The sequence below is a fragment of the Streptomyces sp. NPDC088785 genome (assembly GCF_044750685.1).
Lineage (GTDB): Bacteria > Actinomycetota > Actinomycetes > Streptomycetales > Streptomycetaceae > Streptomyces.
In genome coordinates this window covers 581,965-604,208 of the sequence record NZ_JBIVKH010000002.1, presented here as the reverse complement: position 1 = coordinate 604,208, position 22,244 = coordinate 581,965, and the positions used below count along the sequence as shown (strand labels likewise).

Genomic DNA, 22,244 nt, shown 5'->3' with positions numbered 1-22,244 from the left:
TCACGACGCCGGGACGCAGCGCCCCTGCTCGGTGCGGTAGCTCCACGCGGCGCCGTCCCGGACCAGCTCGGCGACGGCGGCGACGAACCGGTCGACGTGCTCGTCGGGCGTCCCGGCGCCGAAGCTGACCCGGATCGCGTTCAGCGACTTCTCGCCGGGCGCCGCCTCGGGCGCCCCGCACTCCCCCTGCGTCTGCGGGTCGGAGCCGAGCAGGGTGCGCACCAGCGGGTGGGCGCAGAACAGGCCGTCGCGGACCCCGATGCCGTACTCGGCGGAGAGCGCGGCGGCGAAGTGGGAGGAGTTCCAGCCCTCCACCACGAACGAGATGACGCCGACGCGCGGGGCGTCGTCCCCGAACAGCGACAGCACCTTCACCTCGGGCACCCCGGCGAGCCCGGCGCGGACCTTGTCGATCAGGTACCGCTCCCGCTCGACGAGCCCCTCGAAGCCGGCCTCGGTCAGCGCCTTGCAGGCGGAGGCGATGGAGTAGACCCCGATGACGTTCGGCGAACCGGCCTCGTGCCGGGCGGCGTTCTCGTGCCACTCGACGTCCACGCCGCCGTCGGCGCGCCGGGCGACCTTGCGGGAGGCGCCGCCCCCGGCGAGGTACGGCTCGGCGGCGGTCAGCCAGTCGGAGCGCCCCGCGAGCACGCCGGAGCCGAACGGCGCGTACAGCTTGTGCCCCGAGAAGGCGACCCAGTCGACGTCCAGGTCGCGCACGGAGACGGGGTGGTGGGGCGCGAGCTGGGCGGCGTCGAGCACGATGCGGGCACCGTGCGCGTGAGCGGCCGCCGCCAGCTCGCGCACCGGCCAGAGTTCACCGGTGACGTTGGAGGCACCGGTGACGCAGACGAGGGCGGGGCCGTACGGGTCCCGGTCGGCCAGCGCCCGCTCCAGGGTGGCGACGGCCTCGTCCGGGGTGCGCGGCGCGTTCAGGTAGGTGACGCGGGCGTCCCGCCACGGCAGCAGCGAGGCGTGGTGCTCGGTCTCGAAGACGAAGACCTGGCAGCCGGCGGGGAGCGCGGCGGCCAGCAGGTTGAGCGAGTCGGTGGTGGAGCGGGTGAAGACGACCTGGTCGCCGTCGCGGCAGTCCAGGAACTCGGCCACCGTCGTCCGGGAGTTCTCGAAGAGGTCGGTGGACAGCTGCGAGAGGTATCCGGCGCCGCGGTGCACGCTGCCGTAGTAGGGGGCGTATGCGGCGACGTCGTCCCACACCCGCTGGAGGGCGGGGGCGGAGGCGGCGTAGTCGAGGGCCGCGTAGGTCACCTCGCCGCCGGTGACGAGCGGCACGGTGACGTCCCGGCCGAGCACCGGCAGCGGGGCGCCACAGGCGGGGTCGGTGGACTCGGCGGCGACGGCGGTGGCGGTGGCGGTGGCGTGAGCGGACATGGCGATCTCCCGGCAGGACAGGGCGAAGTGGCTTCGGGGACCCCGCGCGGGCACGGCGACCGGCTCCGGGCGCGGGGGTGTCGACCTCGGACGCAGGGCGCTGACGTGTCGTGCCGTGCGGAGGTGTGGTGAAGGGGCGGAGTGCCCTAGCGCATTCGCTTGCTCACGAGACTGCTCCCTCGAGGACCAGGACCCCAGGGTGTGCAGGGGTCCGCGCTTGCCATAGACCTCGCTGCCTACGGCCTGGTCTTCACCCAGGGCACCCCGCCACGGACGGAGGGTTGCCGGACAGCGGGCTGGGGCCTCGATCGCTGTCACTCATGACCTTGAAAAGCATCTTGCCACACCTTCGCGGTACGGCAAGGGCGCGGTCCATCTCCTGAGACGGGCCGGACCGCGCCCCGCGCCGCACTCAGCGGTTGCTGGCGACGACCCACCGTTCCAGGGTCGCCTTCGCGGCACCGGAGTCGATGGACTCGGCGGCCCGCTCCATGCCGGCCCGGATCTGCTCGGCGAGCGCGCCGGCGCCGGGGCGCACGGCGACCAGCGCGGCGGCGGAGTTCAGCAGCACGGCGTCCCGCACCGGCCCCCGCTCCCCGTCGAGGACGCGCCGGGCGACCTCGGCGTTGAACGACGGGTCGCCGCCGCGCAGCGCCTCGATGCCGACGGGCTCGATGCCGACGTCGCGCGGGTCGAAGACCTCCTCGCGGACGGCTCCGTCGCGCACCGCCCAGATCCGGGAGGTCCCGGTGATGGTCAGTTCGTCGAGTCCGTCGTCGCCGCGGAAGACCAGCGAGGAGTTGCCGCGCTCGGCGAAGACCCCGGCCACCACCGGCGCCATCCGCGCGTCGGCGACCCCGACGGCCTGCGCCTTCACCCGGGCCGGGTTGGTCAGCGGGCCCAGCAGGTTGAACACCGTACGGATGCCGATCTGCCCGCGGGCCGCGCCCGCGTACCGCAGGGCGGGGTGGAACTTGACGGCGAAGCAGAAGGTGATGCCCGCCTCCTCCGCCACCTGGGGGACGCGGGACGGCGCCAGGTCCAGATTGACGCCCAGCTTCTCCAGGACGTCGGAGGAGCCGGAGGCGGACGAGGCCGCGCGGTTGCCGTGCTTGACGACCTTGGTGCCGGTGCCCGCGATCACGATGGCGGACATGGTGGAGATGTTCACGGTCTTCGCGCCGTCGCCGCCCGTGCCCACGATGTCGACGCTCTCGCCGGGCACCTCGATGGTGTTGGCGTGCGCGTACATGGCGCGGACCAGGCCGGTGATCTCCTCGACCGTCTCGCCCTTGGCGCGCAGCGCGACCACGAACGCGGCGATCTGCGCGTCGGTCGCCTCGCCGGTCATGATGCGGTCCATCGCCCAGGCGGTGTCGTCGGCGCTCTGGTCACGCCCGTCCAGCAGCCCGTTCAGCACACTGGGCCAGGAACGGCCCGCCGCGGTGTCGCCTCCAGCGGGGGTCAAAGCGCTCATGGCCGCTCCTGTGGTGTTGTCGGTACGACGTGGGGAACGAACCCACCTTATCGAGCCGTGCGGACGGCAAAGAGCCCCCGTCCAGTGCCTGGACGGGGGCTCCTGCCGTGGCGAACGGCTTCGGAGTTCGAACCTCGGGGATCAGTGGTGGCCGTGGCCGCTGGTGATCTCCTTGTACTCCTCGGCGGTGGGCTTGGGGATCTGGTTGTGCTCCCCGTAGTAGCCCTTCGACAGCTTCGCGCGCAGCTTCTGCGTACGCGACACCTTGCGCTCCACACCGTTCTCGTCGACGCCCGGGCCGATCTCGACGGGCCGGTACTGCTCGTGCGCGGTGAGCGCGTGCAGGGACTCGGGGTCGAGCGGCTCGTGGACCTCGACGAACTCACCGTGCGGCAGGCGCTTGATGATGCCGGACTCGCGCCCGTGCAGCACCTTGTCCTTGTCGCGGCGCTGGAGGCCGAGGCAGATCCGCTTGGTGGCGATGAAGACCACGATCGGCATCACGAAGAAGCTGACGCGGACGAACCAGGTGATCGCGTTGATCGACAGGTGGAAGTGCGTGGCCCAGAGGTCGTTGCCACCACCGATCATCAGCACGAAGTACCAGGAGATCCACGCGGCGCCGAAGGCGGTGCGGGTCGGCGCGTTGCGCGGGCGGTCCAGGATGTGGTGCTCGCGCTTGTCGCCGGTGACCCAGGACTCGATGAACGGGTAGACCGCGATCGCGACCAGGACCAGCGGGAAGATCACCAGCGGGATGAACACACCCAGGACGAGCGTGTGACCCCAGAGGTTGATCTCCCAGCCCGGCATGACGCGGATCAGGCCCTCGGAGAAGCCCATGTACCAGTCGGGCTGGGCGCCGGTCGACACCTGGTCCGGGCGGTACGGGCCGATGGCCCAGATCGGGTTGATCGAGGCGATCGCCGCGACCACCGCGATGACACCGAAGACCAGGAAGAAGAAGCCGCCCGCCTTGGCCATGTAGACCGGCAGCAGGGGCATGCCCACGACGTTCTTGTTGGTCTTGCCGGCACCCGCGAACTGCGTGTGCTTGTGGTAGAAGACCAGGATCAGGTGGGCCACCACCAGGCCGAGCATGATGCCCGGCAGCAGGAGGATGTGGACCGAGTAGAACCGCGCGACGAAGTCGCCGCCCGGGAACTCGCCGCCGAACAGGAAGAACGACAGGTACGTGCCCACGATCGGCACGGACAGGACCGCGCCCTCCATGAAGCGCACACCGGTGCCGGACAGCAGGTCGTCGGGGAGCGAGTAACCGGTGAAGCCGGTGAACATGCCCAGGACGAACAGCAGGAAGCCGAACAGCCAGTTGACCTCACGCGGCTTGCGGAACGCACCCGTGAAGAACACGCGCATCATGTGCACGAACATGCCGGCGAGGAAGATCAGCGCCGCCCAGTGGTGGATCTGCCGGATCAGCAGGCCACCGCGCACATCGAAGGAGATGTGCATGGTCGAGTTGAACGCCTCGGACATCAGCTGGCCCTGCAGCGGGATGTAGCTGCCGTGGTACTCCACCTCGTTCATCGACGGGTGGAAGAACAGGGTCAGGTACACACCCGTGAGGATGATGATGATGAAGCTGTAGAGGCAGATCTCGCCGAGCATGAAGGACCAGTGGTCCGGGAAGATCTTGCGCATGTTGGACTTGGCCAGGGAGTAGATCCCGAGGCGTCCGTCCGCCCAGTCGGCCACCCGCTCGCCGGCCGGTGCCTTCTCGCGAGAAGGCGCGTCGTTGGTGGTCGCAGTACTCATCCGCGCTCCCAGAAGGCAGGACCGACGGGCTCCGCGAAGTCGCCCTGCGCCACGAGGTAACCCTCGGCGTCAGCGGCGATGTGCAGCTGCGGAAGGGCGTGACCGGCCGGGCCGAAGATGACCCGGGCACCGTCGGAGAGGTCGAAGGTGGACTGGTGGCAGGGGCAGAGCACGTGGTGCGTCTGCTGCTCGTACAGCGAGATCGGGCAGCCGACGTGGGTGCAGATCTTGGAGTACGCGACCACACCCTCGTGCGACCACTCGAGCTCCTGCTTGTCCTTGATGTTCTCCGGCTGGAGACGGACCAGCATCAGAGCCGCCTTGGCGATCTCCTTCTGGAACTCCTCGTCGTGCTCCTCCAGGCCCTCGGGCTTGGCGAAGGTGAGCGAGCCGACCGCGATGTCCGAAGCGCGCAGCGGCTCGTTCGTGTTCATGTTGACGAGCTTCAGGCCCTTCTTCCAGGCCGTGGTGCGGAGCTTCTTCTCGGGCAGCGGGCCGAGGTCGCGCAGCAGGACGACGCCGGAGAGCGGCACCAGGGCCAGCGCGCCGAACATCGTGTTGCGGATCAGCTTGCGCCGGCCGAACTGGGACTCCCGCGCGCCGTCCGCGAAGTCGGCCAGAACCTTGGCCTTGACCTCGGGCTCGGCCTCGATCGGGTGGCGCTCCTGCGCGACCTCGACGTCCGACATCAGGGTGCGGGCCCAGTGGACCGCGCCCGCGCCGATGCAGAACAGCGCCACGCCCAGGGTGGTGCCCAGGGCGAAGTTGAGCGCGCTGATGTGCCCCAGAGGGAAGATGTAGACGCTCGTGTGGGCGCCGATGGTCACATACGACGCGATGAAGCCGATGGTGGCCAGCATCGAGACGGTGAACAGCATCGCCACGACACGCTCGGACCGCCGGGCGGCCCGCTCGTCGATGTCCTGGATGCGGTGCTCGTGCGGGGGCAGGCCCGGGTCGGCGAAGGGGTTGTCCTTCGCCGGCTCCACGGCGCCGTGCCCGGCACCCTGCTCTGCCGGCAGGTTCTCTTCTGGAATGTCTTGGCTACTCATGACTTCTTGGCCTTTGCGGTCCGAGCGGCAACCCAGATGGCGACGGCGATCAGGGCGCCGAGACCGAAGATCCAGGCGAACAGACCCTCGCTGACCGGGCCGAGCCCGCCCAGCTTGAGGCCACCGGGGCTCTCGGACTTGTCACCGTTGACCGCGTCGAGGTACGCGATGATGTCCTTCTTGTTCTGCTTGGTCATCGTCGTGTCCGGGAAGGACGGCATGTTCTGCGGGCCGGTCTGCATGGCCTCGTAGATGTGCTTCGGGCTGACGCCCTCGAGGCTCGGTGCGAACTTGCCGTGCGTCAGTGCGCCACCTTCACCGGTGAAGTTGTGGCACTGGGCGCAGTTCGTGCGGAACAGTTCGCCGCCCTTGGCGACGTCCGCCCCGCTCGGGTCGTAGTCCTCCCGGGTCGGCGCGACCGGACCGGCGCCGAGGGAGGCGATGTACGCGGCGAGCTGGTCGATCTCGGCCTGCGAGTAGATGACCTTCTTCTTCGGGACCTGGGCGCCCGGCTGCTGGGCCGGCATCCGGCCGGTGCCGACCTGGAAGTCGACGGCGGCGGAGCCGACGCCCACGAGCTGCGGCCCGTCGGATGTGCCCTCACCGCCGGTTCCGTGGCAGCTGGCGCAGCCCACGGAGTAGAGCTTCTTGCCCTCGTCGATGGCGAGGGACTGGGCGGTTTCGTCGGCCTGCGCCTTGTCCGCGGGCGCGAACGCGGCGTACAGCCCCCCGGTGGCCGCCAGCGCGAGGAGTAGGACGACGACCGCCGCCAGCGGATGGCGTCGTCGTGCGGAGAGCTTTTTCACGGATTACCCCGGTGTCAGGATCTTCTGCGTCGGTGCTTCTGGAATGTGTCGGGTGCTTCGCCCGATGCTGTGATCGTCGAACTACTTGATCAGGTAGATCGTGGCGAAGAGGCCGATCCAGACGACGTCGACGAAGTGCCAGTAATAGGACACGACGATGGCGGCGGTCGCCTGTTCGTGGGTGAACTTCCGGGCCGCGTACGTCCTGCCGAGGACGAACAGGAAGGCGATGAGGCCACCTGTCACGTGCATGCCGTGGAAGCCGGTGGTCAGGTAGAACACCGAGCCGTACGGGTCGGACGAGAGCGAAAGCCCGTCCTTCTTGACCAGCTCGGTGTACTCGAAGACCTGACCGCCGATGAAGATCGCACCCATGATGAAGGTGACGATGAACCACATCCGGAGCTTCTTCACGTCCCCGCGCTCGGCGGCGAAGACGCCGAGCTGGCAGGTCAGGGAGGAGAGCACCAGGATCGTGGTGTTCGTCGCGGAGAACGGAAGGTTCAGGCTGGACGCCATTTCCTTCCAGTGATCCGGTCCTGTCACCGATCGCAGGGTGAAGTACATCGCGAAGAGGGCCGCGAAGAACATCAGCTCGGAACTCAGCCAGATGATGGTTCCGACGCTGGTGAGGTTCGGTCGATTGACCGACGGGTGCGCGTGCCCGGTTTCTACTGTCGTTGCTGTCGCCACGACCGACATTATGTCGGTCGCTTATCTCGCCCTCACTCCGGGGGGTGCCGTTCGGAGTGTCTGGGGGGTGTGTCCAGCCCATATGGCCCATCGGAGGCGTGCGCGAACCGGTGTTGACGGGGTGTCGGGAGGAGTAGGCTCCGCGCCTAAGACGCCCTGGGAAGCCCCTCGACACACGACGCCTCGGAGGAACGATGCAGTCGACCGCGACGGTTCTGGTCTACAGCGACGACGCCAACACGCGCGAGCAGGTCCGGCTCGCGGCCGGCCGCAGGCCCGCGTCCGACGCTCCGGAGGTCCAGTTCGTCGAGTGCGCGACGCTCCCCGCGGTGCTGAAGGAGCTGGACCGGGGCGGGATCGACGTGTGCGTGCTGGACGGCGAGGCCGTGCCGGCCGGGGGCATGGGGGTCTGCCGGCAGATCAAGGACGAGGTCTTCCGCTGCCCGCCGGTGCTGCTCCTGATCGGCCGCCCGCAGGACGCCTGGCTGGCCACCTGGAGCCGCGCGGAGGCCGCGGTGACCCTTCCGGTCGAACCGGTCGAATTCGCCGCCGCGCTGGCCGCCCTGCTCCGCACGCGGCAGGCCGTGGGGGCCTGACGGCCCGCGACTCCCGTACGCGGTGCGCGTACGGGAGTCGGAAGTCTCACATCCGGCGTGCTCAGAGCTGCGGGCTGAGCCGCGCCTGCCGGGCCGGGTCGGGCGTGTCCGGGTCGGCGAGGGCGCTGCCCTCGCTCCAGTCCTTCCAGCCGAGGTTCCAGTCCCCGAAGCCGTTGCCGAAGGGGTCCATGTCGTCGCCGTAGCTGTTGACGACCTTGACGATGTCACCCTTGCGGAAGGTGTCGAAGAACCACTCGGCGTTCCCGGTGCTCATGCCGGTGCAGCCGTGGCTGACGTTCTCGGCGCCCTGGGAGCCGGTGGACCACGGGGCGGCGTGCACGTATTCACCGCTCCAGGTGACCCGGGTGGCGTAGTACACGGGCAGGTTGTACGAGTCCGACGAGCCCTCGGCGATGCCGATGCTGGTGCCGCGCATCTGTACGTAGTACTCCTGGCCGAGCACGACCTTGGTGCCGTTGCGGGTCTCGAAGCCGGGCTTGCCCGTGGTGATCGGGATGGAGTTGATCTCCTCCCCGTTGCGGTACACGGTCATGTAGTGCGAGCCGGCGTCGGTGATGGCGACCAGCTTGTCGCCGGTGGTGATGGTCAGCGGCTTGGACGCGCCGCCCCACAGCCGGTCGGTGACCTTGATGCCCTGGAGGTTGCTGCGGGCCGTGATGGTCGCGTGGGCGGGCCAGTACTCCTTGGGGCGGAAGTGCAGTTCCTTGCTGTCCACCCAGTACCAGGAGCCGTCCACGGCCGGCTTGGACTCGACCTTCAGGGACCGCTCCACGATGGCGCGGGCCTTCTTGTCCTTGACGGGCTTGTTCAGCTCGGCGACCAGGGGCTGGCCCACGCCGTACTTGCCCGCGTCGGGACCGAAGGTGACCTTGAGGGCCTTCTCCTTGGTCGGGTTGCCGGTCTCGAAGGTGAGCACCTTGCGCCCCTGGGCGCCGTCCTCGTCCTCGGTGGAGACCCGGACCGTGTACTGGGCCTCTGCGGCCAGCGGAGCGGTGGAGTGCCACCGGCGTCCGTCGGCGGCGAGTTCGCCCGCGACGAAGCGGCCCATGGCGTCTGTGGCGGTCACATCGGTGATGCGTGCCTCGTCGCCCTGTGCGGTGACTTCCAGCGGCTTGTCCGGATCCGCCTTCTTGGCTCCCACGGGCCCGCTGAAGGCGATCTGGTCCGCCGCGTCGTACGGCGCGGCGGAGAGCGGGTGCGAGGAGCTGCCGCAGGCCGTGAGGCCCGCACCGAGGGCCGCCACACCGAGGGTGCAGCCCAGAACCGTACGGATGCGCGGTGAGTGGTTCATGAACAGAACCGTATGAAGGTTCATCACCCGTGGCGCGGTGATTGGGCCGCACGGGGCATGTCGGACACACGGAAGGGCCCGGACGCCCCCTCTCGGGGGTGTCCGGGCCCTTCGCGCACGGCAGTTCGGAACGCGGTCCGCCCTACTGGTTCTGGTTCTCTCCGCGGTAGTACTCGAAGACCCAGCCCCACAGGCCGAACAGGATCACCGGGCTGGCGAAGTACAGCAGCCACCAGCCGAAGACGACGCCCAGGAAGGCGAGGGCGCCACCGACGGCCAGGGAGAGCGGCTGCCAGGAGTGCGGGCTGAAGAAGCCCACCTCGCCGGCGTCGTCCGCGACGTCGGCCTCCTTGTTGTCCTGGGCACCGGTGTCGACCCGCCGGGCCGTGAAGGCCAGGTAGTAGCCGATCATGATGCACAGGCCGAACGCCAGGAAGAGCGCCGTCGTACCGGCCGGCTCCTTCGACCAGACGCCGTACACGGCCGCCATGATCAGGACGAAGAGGCTCAGCCAGATGAACATCTTGCCTTGGACCTTCACTTGCCGGCCTCCTTGCCGCCAGCGAGGGCCTTGGAGCCGTGGCCGGAGTTCTCCAGCTGGTCCAGGGCCGCGATCTCAGGGTGATGCAGGTCGAACGCCGGCGATTCCGAACGGATGCGCGGCAGGGTGAGGAAGTTGTGCCGCGGCGGCGGGCAGGAGGTGGCCCACTCGAGCGAGCGGCCGTAGCCCCACGGGTCGTCGACCTCGATCTTCTTGCCGTACTTGGCGGTCTTCCACACGTTGTAGAAGAACGGCAGGATCGACAGACCGAGCACGAACGAGGAGATCGTCGAGATCGTGTTCAGGGCGGTGAAGCCGTCGGCCGCGAGGTAGTCCGCGTACCGGCGCGGCATGCCCTCGACACCCAGCCAGTGCTGCACCAGGAACGTGCCGTGGAAGCCGCAGAACAGCGTCCAGAACGTGATCTTGCCGAGCCGCTCGTCCAGCATCTTGCCGGTGAACTTCGGCCACCAGAAGTGGAAGCCGGCGAACATCGCGAAGACGACCGTTCCGAAGACGACGTAGTGGAAGTGCGCCACCACGAAGTACGAGTCGGAGATGTGGAAGTCCAGCGGCGGGGCCGCCAGGATCACACCGGTCAGACCGCCGAAGGTGAAGGTGATCAGGAAGCCGATCGCCCAGAGCATCGGTGTCTCGAAGGACAGCGAGCCCTTCCACATCGTTCCGATCCAGTTGAAGAACTTCACGCCTGTCGGTACGGCGATCAGGAACGTCATGAAGGAGAAGAACGGGAGCAGCACGCCACCGGTGACGTACATGTGGTGCGCCCACACCGTCACCGACAGACCGGCGATGGCGATGGTGGCCCCGATGAGACCCGAGTAGCCGAACATCGGCTTTCTCGAGAACACCGGGATCACTTCGGAAATGATTCCGAAGAAGGGCAGGGCGATGATGTACACCTCTGGGTGTCCGAAGAACCAGAAGAGGTGTTGCCATAGGAGCGCGCCGCCGTTCGCGGCGTCGAACACATGGGCACCGAACTTGCGGTCCGCCTCCAGGGCGAACAGCGCGGCCGCGAGGACCGGGAAGGCCAGCAGGACCAGGACACCGGTCAGCAGGACGTTCCAGACGAAGATCGGCATGCGGAACATCGTCATGCCGGGAGCGCGCATGCAGATGATCGTGGTGATGAAGTTGACCGAGCCGAGGATCGTGCCGAAGCCGGAGAAGGCCAGACCCATGATCCACATGTCGGCGCCGATGCCCGGCGAGCGGACGGCGTCCGACAGCGGGCTGTAGGCGAACCAGCCGAAGTCGGCCGCGCCCTGCGGGGTGAGGAAGCCACCCACCGCGATCAGCGAGCCGAACAGGTACAGCCAGTAGGCGAACATGTTCAGCCGCGGGAACGCGACGTCGGGGGCGCCGATCTGCAACGGCATGATCCAGTTCGCGAAGCCCGCGAACAGCGGCGTCGCGAACATCAGCAGCATGATCGTGCCGTGCATCGTGAACGCCTGGTTGAACTGCTCGTTCGACATGATCTGCGTGCCGGGACGGGCCAGCTCGGCGCGCATGAAGAGCGCCATCAGTCCGCCGATGCAGAAGAACGCGAACGAGGTGACCAGGTACAGCGTGCCGATCGTCTTGTGGTCAGTGGTGGTCAGCCACTTGATCACCGTCGCGCCGGGGCGCTTGGGCCGGGCCGGCAGCTCGTTCTCGTACGAGTCGTCTGCTGCCGCGGCACCCTGGGGTTCATTGAGGATGCTCACGTTGTCTTCGTCTCCCGGTTCTTCTCGTGCTCCGTCTGGGCGATGCCAGACGGGACGTAACCGGTCTGCCCCTTCTTCGCGAGGTCCTTGAGGTGCTGCTCGTACTTCTCCGGAGAGACGACCTTCACGTTGAACAGCATCCGGGAGTGGTCGACGCCGCAGAGCTCGGCGCACTTGCCCAGGAAGGTCCCCTCCTTGTTGGGGGTCACCTCGAAGGAGTTGGTGTGGCCCGGGATGACGTCCTGCTTCATGAGGAACGGCACCACCCAGAAGGAGTGGATGACGTCACGCGAAGTGAGGACGAACCGGACCTTCTTGCCCTTGGGGAGCCAGAGGGTCGGGCCGGGGTTGTTGGTCTGCGGGTTCCGCGTACCGGGGGTACCGACCTCGTAGACACCGCCGGCGTTGGCCGGGAAGTCCTTCTTGAAGCGCTCGGGGATTCCCGAGAGCTCCTCGGAGGTCTTCGCGTCACCGGAGACGCCGGGCACGTTCTCGACGTAGTTGAAGCCCCAGCTCCACTGGTAGCCGACGACGTTGACGGTCACGTCCGGCTTGTCGGAGAGCTTGAGGAGCTTCGACTCGTCTCGAGCCGTGAAATAGAAGAGGACCGAGACGATGATGAGCGGAACCACCGTGTACAGCGCCTCGAGGGGCATGTTGTACCGGGTCTGGGTCGGAACCTCGATCTTGGTGCGGCTGCGCCGGTGGAAGATGATGCTCCACAGGATCAGCCCCCACACCAGCACGCCCGTGGCGAGCGCTGCCGCCCACGAGCCCTGCCAGAGGGAGAGGATCCGAGGACCTTCTTCCGTCACCGGGGTGGGCATACCAAGACGAGGGAAGTCCTTGTATGTGCAACCGGTAGCGGTTACCAGGATCAGGCCCGCAGTCAGCACCTGCGGCAGCTTCCGCCGCATCGGGCGCCGCGACGAGCGGTCGGAGCCGTTGGGACTCACGTAGCGCCTTCCCGAGAGTCTCGCCCGCGCTCTTTGGTTGGCTACGGCCGCCATCTCGCTGGTCGCTCGCCGCCCTGGCACACGGGCAGGGGTTTGGATGTTTATGCGGACCAAACCCTACTGGACGCTATTTGGGGTCGCGCGGGGAGGGTGCCTAACGCGCCGCGGGTCACTCCGAAGGGTGGGATGTGCCTGCTCCGGGAGGTTTCTGACGGGGGGTCGGGGGCCTCCTGCGGGCGGGGGATTTGTCCGGTGGGCGGGGGCGGGCCGGGCACGGCCGTCCGCGCGGTCCCCCGCGCCCCTGCGCGGCGGTTCCCCGGGCCCGCGTTCTAGCCTCACTGCGTGTCGTACTTCGATGTGGCCTCGGCCGCGCCCCTGCATCCCGTGGCCCGTCAGGCCCTGCACGCCGCTCTGGACGAGGGCTGGGCCGATCCGTCCCGGCTGTACCGGGAGGGGCGGCGGGCCCGGATGCTGCTCGACGCCGCCCGCGAGACGGCCGCGGAGGCCGTCGGCTGCCGGGCCGACGAGCTGGTCTTCACCCCCTCGGGAACGGCCTCCGTGCACACCGCGGTCGCCGGCGCACTCGCCGCACGTCGGCGTGTCGGACAGCACGTGGTGGTATCGGCGGTGGAGCACTCGGCCGTACTCCATTCGGCCGCGGCCCACGAGCGACACGGCGGTTCGGTGTCCGAAGTGGGCGTGGAGCGCTCCGGCGCGGTGCCGGCCGGGGCCTTCCGGGAGGCGCTGCGCGCGGACACCGCCCTGGCCTGTCTCCAGTCCGCCAACCACGAGGTGGGCACCGTGCAGCCGGTCGAGGAGGCCGCCGACGCCTGCCGGGCGGCCGGTGTGCCGCTCTTCGTGGACGCCGCGCAGTCGCTGGCGTGGGGGCCGGTGCCGGGCGCCTGGTCGCTGCTGGCGGGCAGCGCCCACAAGTGGGGCGGGCCCGCCGGGGTCGGGCTGCTCGCCGTGCGGAAGGGGGTGCGGTTCGCGCCCCAAGGGCCCGGGGACGAGCGCGAGTCGGGCCGGGCGCCGGGGTTCGAGAACATCCCGGGCATCGTGGCCGCCGCGGCGTCGCTGCGGGCGGTCCGCGCCGAGGCCGCCGCGGAGGCGGCGCGGCTGCGCGGGCTGACGGACCTGCTGCGGGCCCGGCTGCCCCGGCTGGTGCCGGACGTGGAGGTCGTCGGGGACCCGGTGCGCCGGCTGCCGCACCTGCTGACGTTCTCGTGCCTGTACGTGGACGGGGAGAGCCTGCTGCACGGCCTGGACCGGGCCGGCTTCTCGGTGTCGTCGGGTTCGTCCTGCACCAGCAGCACGCTGACGCCCAGCCACGTGCTGCGGGCCATGGGGGTGGTGAGCGAGGGGAACGTGCGGGTGTCGCTGCCGCTCGGGACGCCGGAGTCGGAGGTCGAGCGGTTCCTCGACGTGCTGCCGGGCGTGGTGCGCGAGGTGCGCGACCGGCTCGGGGCGCCGGCCGCCCCGGCGCCGGGGGACGCGGACGCCGTCACCGTGGACGCGCTGGGCCTGACCTGCCCGCAGCCGGTCATCGAGCTGGCCCGCGCGATCGGCCGGGTCCGGGCCGGGGGCACCGTGACCGTGACCGCCGACGACGAGGTCGCCGCCGTGGACATTCCGGCGTGGTGCTTCACGCAGGGCCACACGTATCTGGGGGCCGTGCCGGGCGCCGACGGCGCCGTCTCCTACCGGGTCCGCAGGGGCGGCGCCGCCTGAGGGGCGCGGGGAACCGCGCCCCCGGCGGGGCTCACCTCAGCCGAGGTACGACTCGACCTCCTCGGCGGCGGCGTCCCCGTAGGCCTTGCGGAAGCGCTCCATGAAGGGGACGCGGCGCAGCGCGTACTCCTGGGTGCCGAGGGTCTCGATGACCAGCGTGGCGAGCATGCAGCCGACCTGGGCCGCGCGCTCCAGGGAGACGCCCCAGGTGAGGCCGGACAGGAAGCCCGCGCGGAACGCGTCGCCGACGCCGGTCGGGTCGACCTTGGCCTCCTCGTCCGGGCAGCCGACCTCGACGGGCTCCTCGCCGACGCGCTCGATGCGCACGCCGCGCGCGCCGAGGGTGGTGACGCGGTGGCCGACCTTGCCGAGGATCTCGGCCTCGCTCCAGCCGGTCTTCGACTCGATGAGCCCCTTCTCGTACTCGTTCGAGAAGAGGTAGGTGGCGCCGTCGAGCAGGGTGCGGATCTCGTCGCCGCCCATGCGCGCGATCTGCTGCGAGAAGTCGGCGGCGAAGGGGATGCCGCGGCTGCGGCACTCCTCGGTGTGCCGCAGCATCGCCTCCGGGTCGTCGGCGCCGATGAGGACGAGGTCGAGGCCGCCCACCCGGTCGGCGACGGTCTTCAGCTCGATGAGGCGGGCCTCGCTCATCGCGCCGGTGTAGAAGGAGCCGATCTGGTTGTGGTCGGCGTCCGTGGTGCACACGAAGCGGGCCGTGTGCAGCGTCTCGGAGATCCGGACCGACGTGGTGTCCACGCCGTGGCGGTCGAGCCAGGCGCGGTACTCGTCGAAGTCGGAGCCGGCCGCGCCGACGAGCACCGGGCCCGTGCCGAGCTGGCCCATGCCGAAGGCGATGTTGGCGCCGACCCCGCCCCGGCGCACGTCGAGGTTGTCGACGAGGAAGGAGAGGGAGACCGTGTGCAGCTGGTCGGCGACGAACTGGTCGGCGAAGCGGCCGGGGAAGGTCATCAGATGGTCGGTGGCGATGGAGCCGGTGACTGCGATTCGCACGGCGGGAACACGCTTCCTGAGGGGCGGCGGTTGACAGTTCACGCTACCCGGTCGACGCCCTCCCCCTGAAGTGCGGAAACTACCTGATAGTAGGCCTTTTTTCCGGAGACGCCGCGTGCCTACGGTGCGTACATGACCTACGACGTTTCCTTCTTGACGCAGGACGGACTGGCCGCGCTGCGCGGCGACTGTGCCCGGATGGTGCCGCACTGGGTGCTGCCGCGGGCGCCCTGGGAGGTGGAGTCGCGGGTGGCGGTGGTCGGCGCGGCCGGGATCCACGGGGTCGTGGTGCCCGATTCGTCCGCCCGGCTCGTCGACTCCCTGGCCGGTTTCGACCACTGACGGCGCACGGGAGGGAACCGCGCGCTCCCCTGCCACGTCCCATCGCTGTCCCGTCCGGTGTCCACCGTCGTGCGGACACCGGAGACGACGCAGAAGGCGAAGGAGCGATGCGGTGAGCACCGAAGAGCGGACGCGGGAGCGGCACGGGCGGCGGCGCTCGCTGGCGGTCGCCTCGGCCCTGGCGGCCGTCCTCCTGGCCGGGGGCGGCGGCGCGTACTGGGCGACGACCGTGTCGGACGACGACCCGGGACGCACGGACGGCGCCGGGAGCGGCGGCGCTCCCCCGCCGCTGGCCCTGGACGGTTTCGGCGAGGGCGGCGGTCCGGGGGCGTCGAACGGGATCGCGCCGGGCGAGCCGGATCCGAACGGCTCGCGGTACGAGGCCGGCGGTGCGCTGCCCGACGGACCGGACGAGGCGCCGGTGTACCGGGCGACGGGCTCGGTGACCGCCGCCGAGGTGGCGGCGCTGGGCAGGGCGCTCGACGTGGCCGGCACCCCGAGGCTGCGGGGCGGGACCTGGCGGCTGGGAGGGACGCCGGACGGCTCGGGTCCGTCCCTGGAGGTGACCGGGAAGGCGCCGGGCACCTGGACGTACGCGCGCTATGCGCCGTCGGCGACCGGGAAGAAGTGTCCGGGCGCCGCGGGCTGCGCGGGCGGGGTGGGCAGCGGGGACGAGCGGGACGCGGTGAGCGGGGCGGCGGCGCGGAAGGCCGCGGCGCCGGTGCTCGACGCGCTCGGGCAGCGGAGCGCGAAGCTCGACGCGAGCCAGGTCATGGGCGCCACCCGGGTGGTGAACGCCGATCCGGAGGTGGGCGGCCTGCCGACGTACGGCTGGTCGACCGGGATCCAGGTCGGCGCCGACGGCCAGGTCGTGGGCGGTAGCGGGCAGCTGAAGGCGCCGGTCGAGGGCGTCACGTATCCGACGGTCGGCGCGCGGGAGACGCTGCGGAACATGAACGGCGGGTCGGCGGGCGGACGGGTGCCGGCCGACGCGTGCGCGAGCGCGGTGCCGCTGGACGGCGACTCCCCCGCCGCCGGCGGCGGTCCGGGCTGCACGCCGTCGTCGCAGCGGCCGCCCGCGTCGACGACGGTGCGCGTCACCGGCGCCAGGTTCGGGCTGGCCGCGTACGCCACCGGCGGCGAGCAGGCGCTCGTGCCGTCGTGGCTGTTCACCGTGGAGCGGCCGGGGGCCGGGCGTCCGATGACGGTGACCCATCCGGCCGTCGCGCCGAAGTACCTGACGGCGCCGGGGAGTTCGACGGCGCCGCCGCAGCCGTCGGCCTCGGACTCGGCCTCGGGGTCGGCGCCGGGGTCCGAGGTCCGTGACGTGCGGGTGCAGGGGTACCGCGCGGACGCGTCGGGGAAGAAGCTGACCCTGCACTTCACGGGCGGCGTGTGTGCCACGTACCGGGCGTCGGCGGACGAGTCGGGGAAGGCGGTGACCGTGCGGGTCACCGGGACCCAGCGGAAGGGGACCGTCTGCGTGAAGATGGCGAAGTTCTACACGCTGCCGGTGACGCTCGACGCCCCGCTCGACGGGCGCAAGGTCGTCTCCACGGCCGGAGCGGCGGTGCCGGCCGCGGAGAAGAACCAGCCGGGCGGCGGACCGGCGCCGCGCGACTAGCGTCCGCCACCGCCTCATGACAAAAGGGCTGCGGCACCCCGTGGGGGTGCCGCAGCCCTTCGTCCTGCTGGTGCTGTCTAGCTGAACGAGTCGCCGCAGGCGCAGGAGCCCGTCGCGTTCGGGTTGTCGATCGTGAAGCCCTGCTTCTCGATGGTGTCGACGAAGTCGATGGAGGCGCCGCCCAGGTACGGGGCGGACATGCGGTCGGTGACGACCTTGACGCCGCCGAAGTCCTTGACGACATCGCCGTCGAGCGAGCGCTCGTCGAAGAAGAGCTGGTAGCGCAGACCCGAGCAGCCACCCGGCTGAACGGCCACACGCAGGGCCAGGTCGTCACGGCCTTCCTGGTCGAGCAGCGCCTTGACCTTGGCCGCGGCTTCGTCGCTGAGGATGATGCCGTCGCTGACGGTGGTGGTCTCGTCCGATACGGACATCTACATCTCTCCCGGGTTGTACGGAGACTGCTTGCCGACCATTGCAACCGGCAAAGGCCCGGATCCATTCCGGATCCGCCGAGGGTTTCGCACTTCTTCTTTTCATGCTCGCACACCGGGGGCTTGCGGGGCACGGGCCGTCTCGCGCGGATTGCGTCACATCGACGACATCGGCATCGTCAAACTGACGTGAAGCACGTATGATAGATAGCGTCATTTCGACGAGAAGTGTTCGGCAGAACTCAAGAAAGGGTGCGTGACGTGACCACGGCCCAGACCCCCGTTGACCTGGATGTGTCGCCCACTCCGCTGGCGCTGCTCCTGCTCGGCCGCGAGGCCGACAGCACGAGCGAGCGCGGCGTGGAGTGCCCCGGCGACCTGCCCTCCCCGTCCGACCCGGACCTGGTGGAGCGCGCCCGCGCGGCCAAGGAGAGGCTCGGCGACAAGGTGTTCGTCCTCGGGCACCACTACCAGCGCGACGAGGTCATCCAGTTCGCCGACGTCACCGGCGACTCCTTCAAGCTGGCGCGCGACGCCGCCGCGCGCCCCGAGGCCGAGTACATCGTCTTCTGCGGTGTGCACTTCATGGCGGAGTCGGCGGACATCCTGACCGGCGACGACCAGAAGGTCGTGCTGCCGGACCTCGCCGCCGGCTGCTCGATGGCCGACATGGCCACCGCCGAGCAGGTCGCCGAGTGCTGGGACGTGCTGACCGAGGCCGGGATCGCCGGATCGGTCGTGCCCGTGTCGTACATGAACTCCTCGGCCGACATCAAGGCGTTCACCGGCAGGCACGGCGGCACCATCTGTACGTCGTCGAACGCCGAGCGCGCGCTGAACTGGGCGTTCGAGCAGGGCGACAAGGTGCTCTTCCTCCCCGACCAGCACCTCGGGCGCAACACCGCGGTGCGCGACCTCGGGATGTCGCTGGACGACTGCGTCGTCTACAACCCGCACCGGCCGAACGGCGGACTGACCGCCGAGCAGCTGCGGGCCGCGAAGATGATCCTGTGGCGCGGGCACTGCTCGGTGCACGGGCGGTTCTCGCTGGAGTCCGTGGCGGACGTGCGGGCCCGCATCCCCGGGGTGAACGTGCTGGTGCACCCGGAGTGCAGGCACGAGGTCGTCGCCGCCGCGGACCAGGTCGGGTCGACGGAGTACATCATCAAGGCGCTGGAGGCCGCGCCCGCCGGGTCCAAGTGGGCCATCGGCACCGAGCTGAACCTGGTCCGGCGGCTCGCGAACCGGTTCGCGCCCGAGGGCAAGGAGATCGTCTTCCTCGACAAGACGGTCTGCTTCTGCTCGACCATGAACCGGATCGACCTGCCGCACCTGGTCTGGACGCTGGAGTCGCTGGCCGACGGCCGGCTCGTCAACCGCATCGAGGTCGACCCCGAGACGGAACGATTCGCGAAGCTGGCCCTGGAGCGCATGCTGGCGCTGCCGTAGCGCACGGACCGGCGGGAACGCGGGGAACCGCGCGAGAAGCCCCACCGGGGCGGGCGCTCGATCGAACGCCCGCCCTGGTGGGGCTTCGCCGGTGGGGCCCCCAGGGGGCGGGGTGGTCAGACTCCGGCCCGCTCCGTCTCCGGCTCCGGGGTCCCGGCCTGGGGCGGCACCCCGGCGTCCCGCTTCGCCGCGCGCTTCTTCGCCCGCTTCTCCTTGCGGAGCTCCAGGATCGCGTAGAGCGTCGGCACGAGCAGGAGGGTCAGCAGCGTCGACGTGATCAGGCCGCCGATCACGACCACGGCCAGCGGCTGGGCGATGAAGCCGCCCTCGCCGGTGACGCCGAGCGCCATCGGGAGCAGCGCGAAGATCGTGGCGAGGGCCGTCATCAGGATCGGCCGCAGCCGGTGCCGGCCGCCCTCCACCACGGCCTCGACCACGCCCAGGCCCTGCCCGCGGTATTGGTTGATCAGGTCGATCAGCACGATCGCGTTCGTGACCACGATGCCGATGAGCATCAGCATGCCGATCATCGCCGGGACGCCCATCGGCGTACCGGTGGCGACCAGCAGGCCGATGGCGCCGGTGGCCGCGAACGGGATCGAGACCAGCAGGATGAGCGGCTGCGCCAGCGAGCGGAACGTCGCCACCAGCAGCAGGAAGACGATCGCGATCGCCGCGAGCATCGCCAGCGCCAGCTTCTTGAACGCGTCGTCCTGGTCGGAGGTGACCCCGCCGATCGTCGCCGTGGCGCCCTCCGGCAGGTCCAGCGCCTTGATCTTCGACTGGAGGTCGGCGCTGACCGCGCCGGTGTTGTCCCCGGTGGGCTTGGCCGTGATCGTCGCCGCGCGGGCGCCGTCGATCCGGGTCATCGAGACCGGCCCGTCGACCAGCTTCACGGTGGCGATGTCGCCGAGGGTCAGGCCGCGCGGGCCCATCGGCAGCTTCTTCAGCTGCGCCGTGGTCCGCGCCGGCTTCGCCGACCTGACCACGATGTCGCGCTCGGTGTCGTCCAGGATCGCCTTGCCGCTCGTCGTGCCGCGCACCGCCTGGGTGACGGCGGCGCCGAGCGTCGTGTCGTCGAACCCGGCGGCGGCCGCCCGGGTGTTGGCCCTGACCGAGATCCGCGGGACGGACTGCGACAGGTCGCTGGTGACGTCCGTGACGTCGTCGAGCGTGGCGACGGCGTCCTTGACCTGCTCGGCCGCCCGGTCGAGGACCTCGCCGTCGGCGGACTTCACGACCACGCTCAGGTCCTGGCTGCCGAAGCCGTCACCGGCGGAGATCGTCGTCGTGCCGACGCCGTCCAGCTTGCCGAGCTCGCGCTCGACGCGGTCCTGCGTGTCCTCGTACGACGCCTTGTCCTTCAGCGTCACCGAGTACGAGGCCTGGTTGGTGTCCGTGCCGCCGCCGAAGGCCGCCATGAAGCCCGACGAGCCGACGGTGACCTGGTAGTCCTTGATCGCGTCGATGCCCCGGAGCACCTTCTCGACCTTCTTCGCGGACGCGTCGGTGGCGGCCAGGCTGGTGCCGGGCGCCAGCTCCTGCTTGATGGACAGGACCTCCTGCTCGCCCTGGTCGAAGAAGTTGGTCTTCAGCAGCGGGGCCATGCCGAACGTGCCGATCAGGACCACGACGGCGAGCGCCAGGCTGGTGAGGCGGCGCCGGGTCGCGAAGCGCAGCACGGGGACGTACGCGCGTTGCAGCCAGGACCTGGCCTCCTTCTCCTCGGCCAGGCGGCGCGCCTCCTGGGGGTCGACGCCCTGGACCGCCCTGGGCGCGCGCAGGAACCAGAAGGACAGCACCGGGACGACCGTCAGCGACACGAGCAGGGACGCGAGCAGCGCCGCGGTGACGGTGAGGGAGAACGCGCCGAACAGTTCGCCCACCATGCCGCCGACCAGGCCGATCGGCAGGAACACGGCGACCGTCGTCAGCGTCGAGGAGGTGACCGCGCCGGCCACCTCGCGGACCGCGGTGAGGATGGCCTCCTTGCGCTCCTCGCCGTAGCCGAGGTGGCGCTTGATGTTCTCCAGGACGACGATCGAGTCGTCGACGACCCGGCCGATCGCGATGGTCAGCGCGCCCAGCGTCAGCATGTTCAGCGACAGGTCGCAGGTCCACAGGACGATCAGGGCGAGGACCACGGACAGCGGGATGGAGACCGCCGTCACCAGGGTCGAGCGCAGCGACGCCAGGAAGACCAGGATGACGATGACGGCGAAGAGCAGGCCGAGCGCGCCCTCCGTGGTCAGGCCCGAGATGGACTTGGAGACCGCCGGGCCCTGGTCGCTGACGACCGTCAGGTCGGCGCCCTTGCCCAGGTCCTGGCGCAGGCCGGGCAGTCTGTCGGCGACCGCGTCGGAGATGCTGACGGCGGAGCCGTCGTGGTCCATGGTCACGGCGACGGCGAGGCTGGGCCGGCCGTCGGTGCGGGTGAGCGAGTCGGCCGTGGACGGCTGCTGCCGCACGGTGGCGATGTCGGCGAGGCGTACGGGCTTCTTGACGCCCTCGCCCGAGATCATCAGGTTCTTGATCTGCGCCAGCGAGGTGAAGCCGCCGCCGACCTGGACCGTGCGGTTCTTGCCGGCCTCGTCGAAGGAGCCCGCGGGCACGGTGGCGCCGCCGGCCTGGAGGGACCGGCCGATCGCCTGGACGCCGACGCGGGCCGCGGCCATCTTCGCGGGATCCGGCGTGACGTCGATCTGGAGGTCGCGGACGCCGTCGACCGTGACCTGGCCGACGCCGTCGATGTCCTTGAGGGACGGCACGACGGTCCTGTCGAGCTGGTCGGCGAGGGCCTGCTGGTCCTGGTCGGAGGTGACCGCGAGGACCACGGTGGGGATGTCGTCGGTGGAGCCCGCGACGACCTGCGGGTCGACGTCGTCGGGCAGTTGGGCGCGGGCCCGGTTGACGGCCTGCTGGACGTCGGCGACCAGCTGCTTGGTGCCGGTGCCGTAGTCGAACGACGCCATGACCAGGGCGTTGCCCTCGCTGGCCGTCGAGGTGACGCCGGTGATCCCGGTGACGGCGTCGAGGGAGTTCTCCAGCGGTTCGACGACCTGCTTCTCCACCACGTCGGGGGACGCGCCCTGGTAGGGGGCGATCACCGACACCATGGGCAGTTCGATCGTGGGCAGCAGCTGCTGCTTGAGCTGGGGGATCGCTATCGCGCCGAAGACGATCGCGATGATCGACATCAGGCCGATCAGGGCACGCTGGGCGAGACTGAATCTCGACAGCCAGGACATGGTGACAGGTCTCCCCGGGGAGCGGTGTGCGGTGGGCAGGGCCCCGGTGTGCGGACACACACGGGGCACGAGTA

General features: G+C 70.1%; 18 protein-coding genes and 1 riboswitch. Of the genes, 5 read left to right on the top strand and 13 right to left on the bottom strand.

Annotated elements, in window-relative coordinates; translation table 11 throughout:
• From ACIP5K_RS08355 to ACIP5K_RS08330, 6 genes are all read right to left on the bottom strand, one after another.
• Window positions 1-1,389, bottom strand: coding sequence for an aminotransferase class V-fold PLP-dependent enzyme (locus ACIP5K_RS08355; RefSeq protein WP_401406684.1), 1,389 nt, complete (start codon window positions 1,387-1,389; stop codon window positions 1-3).
• A 208-nt stretch (window positions 1,390-1,597) separates the two neighbouring features.
• Window positions 1,598-1,715, bottom strand: a riboswitch (SAM riboswitch).
• A gap of 86 nt (window positions 1,716-1,801) precedes the next feature.
• The gene (gene trpD, locus ACIP5K_RS08350) at window positions 1,802-2,866 is read right to left on the bottom strand and encodes an anthranilate phosphoribosyltransferase (RefSeq protein ID WP_401406681.1); all 1,065 of its coding nucleotides are present in this window, start codon (window positions 2,864-2,866) and stop codon (window positions 1,802-1,804) included.
• A gap of 141 nt (window positions 2,867-3,007) precedes the next feature.
• Window positions 3,008-4,645, bottom strand: a complete 1,638-nt coding sequence (locus ACIP5K_RS08345; RefSeq protein ID WP_401406678.1) for a cytochrome bc complex cytochrome b subunit — start codon at window positions 4,643-4,645, stop codon at window positions 3,008-3,010.
• Window positions 4,642-5,697, bottom strand: a complete 1,056-nt coding sequence (locus tag ACIP5K_RS08340) for a Rieske 2Fe-2S domain-containing protein (protein WP_401406675.1) — start codon at window positions 5,695-5,697, stop codon at window positions 4,642-4,644. Before ACIP5K_RS08340 ends, ACIP5K_RS08345 begins: the two co-directional genes overlap by 4 nt.
• On the bottom strand, window positions 5,694-6,503 hold the full coding sequence (locus ACIP5K_RS08335) for a c-type cytochrome (protein ID WP_401406672.1): 810 nt from the start codon (window positions 6,501-6,503) through the stop codon (window positions 5,694-5,696). Before ACIP5K_RS08335 ends, ACIP5K_RS08340 begins: the two co-directional genes overlap by 4 nt.
• Before the next feature lie 81 nt (window positions 6,504-6,584).
• Window positions 6,585-7,205, bottom strand: a complete 621-nt coding sequence (locus ACIP5K_RS08330; RefSeq protein ID WP_026246331.1) for a heme-copper oxidase subunit III — start codon at window positions 7,203-7,205, stop codon at window positions 6,585-6,587.
• A 185-nt stretch (window positions 7,206-7,390) separates the two neighbouring features.
• Between ACIP5K_RS08330 and ACIP5K_RS08325 the strand changes: the two genes are divergently transcribed.
• Window positions 7,391-7,792, top strand: coding sequence for a hypothetical protein (locus tag ACIP5K_RS08325; protein WP_401406669.1), 402 nt, complete (start codon window positions 7,391-7,393; stop codon window positions 7,790-7,792).
• A 61-nt stretch (window positions 7,793-7,853) separates the two neighbouring features.
• Here ACIP5K_RS08325 and ACIP5K_RS08320 read toward each other — a convergent pair whose 3' ends face one another.
• The 4 genes from ACIP5K_RS08320 to coxB all read right to left on the bottom strand — a co-directional run bounded on the left by ACIP5K_RS08320 (window position 7,854) and on the right by coxB (window position 12,334).
• Window positions 7,854-9,104 (bottom strand): Ig-like domain-containing protein, encoded by a 1,251-nt coding sequence (locus tag ACIP5K_RS08320; RefSeq protein ID WP_401406666.1) that lies wholly within the window; start codon window positions 9,102-9,104, stop codon window positions 7,854-7,856.
• A 142-nt stretch (window positions 9,105-9,246) separates the two neighbouring features.
• The gene (locus ACIP5K_RS08315; RefSeq protein ID WP_111661846.1) at window positions 9,247-9,645 is read right to left on the bottom strand and encodes a cytochrome c oxidase subunit 4; all 399 of its coding nucleotides are present in this window, start codon (window positions 9,643-9,645) and stop codon (window positions 9,247-9,249) included.
• Window positions 9,642-11,378 carry a cytochrome c oxidase subunit I gene (gene ctaD / locus ACIP5K_RS08310; RefSeq protein ID WP_401406662.1) on the bottom strand — a complete coding sequence of 579 codons (1,737 nt, stop codon included), beginning with the start codon at window positions 11,376-11,378 and terminating at the stop codon, window positions 9,642-9,644. Before ctaD ends, ACIP5K_RS08315 begins: the two co-directional genes overlap by 4 nt.
• Window positions 11,375-12,334, bottom strand: a complete 960-nt coding sequence (gene coxB, locus ACIP5K_RS08305) for a cytochrome c oxidase subunit II (RefSeq protein ID WP_353942121.1) — start codon at window positions 12,332-12,334, stop codon at window positions 11,375-11,377. The genes ctaD and coxB overlap by 4 nt, the downstream gene beginning before the upstream one ends.
• A gap of 342 nt (window positions 12,335-12,676) precedes the next feature.
• On the opposite strand from coxB, the gene ACIP5K_RS08300 reads away from it, so the two are divergent.
• The gene (locus tag ACIP5K_RS08300) at window positions 12,677-14,062 is read left to right on the top strand and encodes a cysteine desulfurase/sulfurtransferase TusA family protein (RefSeq protein ID WP_401406658.1); all 1,386 of its coding nucleotides are present in this window, start codon (window positions 12,677-12,679) and stop codon (window positions 14,060-14,062) included.
• 36 nt (window positions 14,063-14,098) lie between these two features.
• Here the strand turns inward: ACIP5K_RS08300 and ACIP5K_RS08295 are convergent, their stop codons facing one another.
• A complete protein-coding gene (locus tag ACIP5K_RS08295; RefSeq protein WP_401406655.1) occupies window positions 14,099-15,073 on the bottom strand; it encodes a carbohydrate kinase family protein in 975 nt (324 codons plus the stop codon).
• Window positions 15,074-15,205: 132 nt separating this feature from the next.
• On the opposite strand from ACIP5K_RS08295, the gene ACIP5K_RS08290 reads away from it, so the two are divergent.
• Both ACIP5K_RS08290 and ACIP5K_RS08285 read left to right on the top strand, forming a co-directional pair.
• On the top strand, window positions 15,206-15,415 hold the full coding sequence (locus tag ACIP5K_RS08290) for a hypothetical protein (RefSeq protein WP_401406652.1): 210 nt from the start codon (window positions 15,206-15,208) through the stop codon (window positions 15,413-15,415).
• A gap of 112 nt (window positions 15,416-15,527) precedes the next feature.
• Window positions 15,528-17,039 (top strand): hypothetical protein, encoded by a 1,512-nt coding sequence (locus ACIP5K_RS08285; RefSeq protein ID WP_401406649.1) that lies wholly within the window; start codon window positions 15,528-15,530, stop codon window positions 17,037-17,039.
• A 77-nt stretch (window positions 17,040-17,116) separates the two neighbouring features.
• Here ACIP5K_RS08285 and ACIP5K_RS08280 read toward each other — a convergent pair whose 3' ends face one another.
• The gene (locus tag ACIP5K_RS08280; protein WP_111661853.1) at window positions 17,117-17,473 is read right to left on the bottom strand and encodes an iron-sulfur cluster assembly accessory protein; all 357 of its coding nucleotides are present in this window, start codon (window positions 17,471-17,473) and stop codon (window positions 17,117-17,119) included.
• Between the two features lie 261 nt (window positions 17,474-17,734).
• Here ACIP5K_RS08280 and nadA point away from each other — a divergent pair, with 261 nt between their 5' ends.
• Window positions 17,735-18,922 (top strand): quinolinate synthase NadA, encoded by a 1,188-nt coding sequence (nadA, locus tag ACIP5K_RS08275; protein ID WP_401406645.1) that lies wholly within the window; start codon window positions 17,735-17,737, stop codon window positions 18,920-18,922.
• Between the two features lie 116 nt (window positions 18,923-19,038).
• Here nadA and ACIP5K_RS08270 read toward each other — a convergent pair whose 3' ends face one another.
• Window positions 19,039-22,170, bottom strand: a complete 3,132-nt coding sequence (locus tag ACIP5K_RS08270) for an efflux RND transporter permease subunit (protein ID WP_401406642.1) — start codon at window positions 22,168-22,170, stop codon at window positions 19,039-19,041.
• Window positions 22,171-22,244: the final 74 nt, after the last annotated feature.

Bases quoted from the DNA above. Each gene is read 5' to 3' on its own strand.
- ACIP5K_RS08345 (WP_401406678.1), bottom strand. From the start codon at position 4,645: ATGAGTACTGCGACCACCAACGACGCGCCTTCTCGCGAGAAGGCACCG.
- trpD (WP_401406681.1), bottom strand. From the start codon at position 2,866: ATGAGCGCTTTGACCCCCGCTGGAGGCGACACCGCGGCGGGCCGTTCC.
- ACIP5K_RS08290 (WP_401406652.1), top strand. From the start codon at position 15,206: ATGACCTACGACGTTTCCTTCTTGACGCAGGACGGACTGGCCGCGCTG.
- ACIP5K_RS08280 (WP_111661853.1), bottom strand. From the start codon at position 17,473: ATGTCCGTATCGGACGAGACCACCACCGTCAGCGACGGCATCATCCTC.
- ACIP5K_RS08320 (WP_401406666.1), bottom strand. From the start codon at position 9,104: ATGAACCACTCACCGCGCATCCGTACGGTTCTGGGCTGCACCCTCGGT.
- ACIP5K_RS08325 (WP_401406669.1), top strand. From the start codon at position 7,391: ATGCAGTCGACCGCGACGGTTCTGGTCTACAGCGACGACGCCAACACG.
- ACIP5K_RS08340 (WP_401406675.1), bottom strand. From the start codon at position 5,697: ATGAGTAGCCAAGACATTCCAGAAGAGAACCTGCCGGCAGAGCAGGGT.
- ACIP5K_RS08355 (WP_401406684.1), bottom strand. From the start codon at position 1,389: ATGTCCGCTCACGCCACCGCCACCGCCACCGCCGTCGCCGCCGAGTCC.
- ACIP5K_RS08270 (WP_401406642.1), bottom strand. From the start codon at position 22,170: ATGTCCTGGCTGTCGAGATTCAGTCTCGCCCAGCGTGCCCTGATCGGC.
- ACIP5K_RS08330 (WP_026246331.1), bottom strand. From the start codon at position 7,205: ATGTCGGTCGTGGCGACAGCAACGACAGTAGAAACCGGGCACGCGCAC.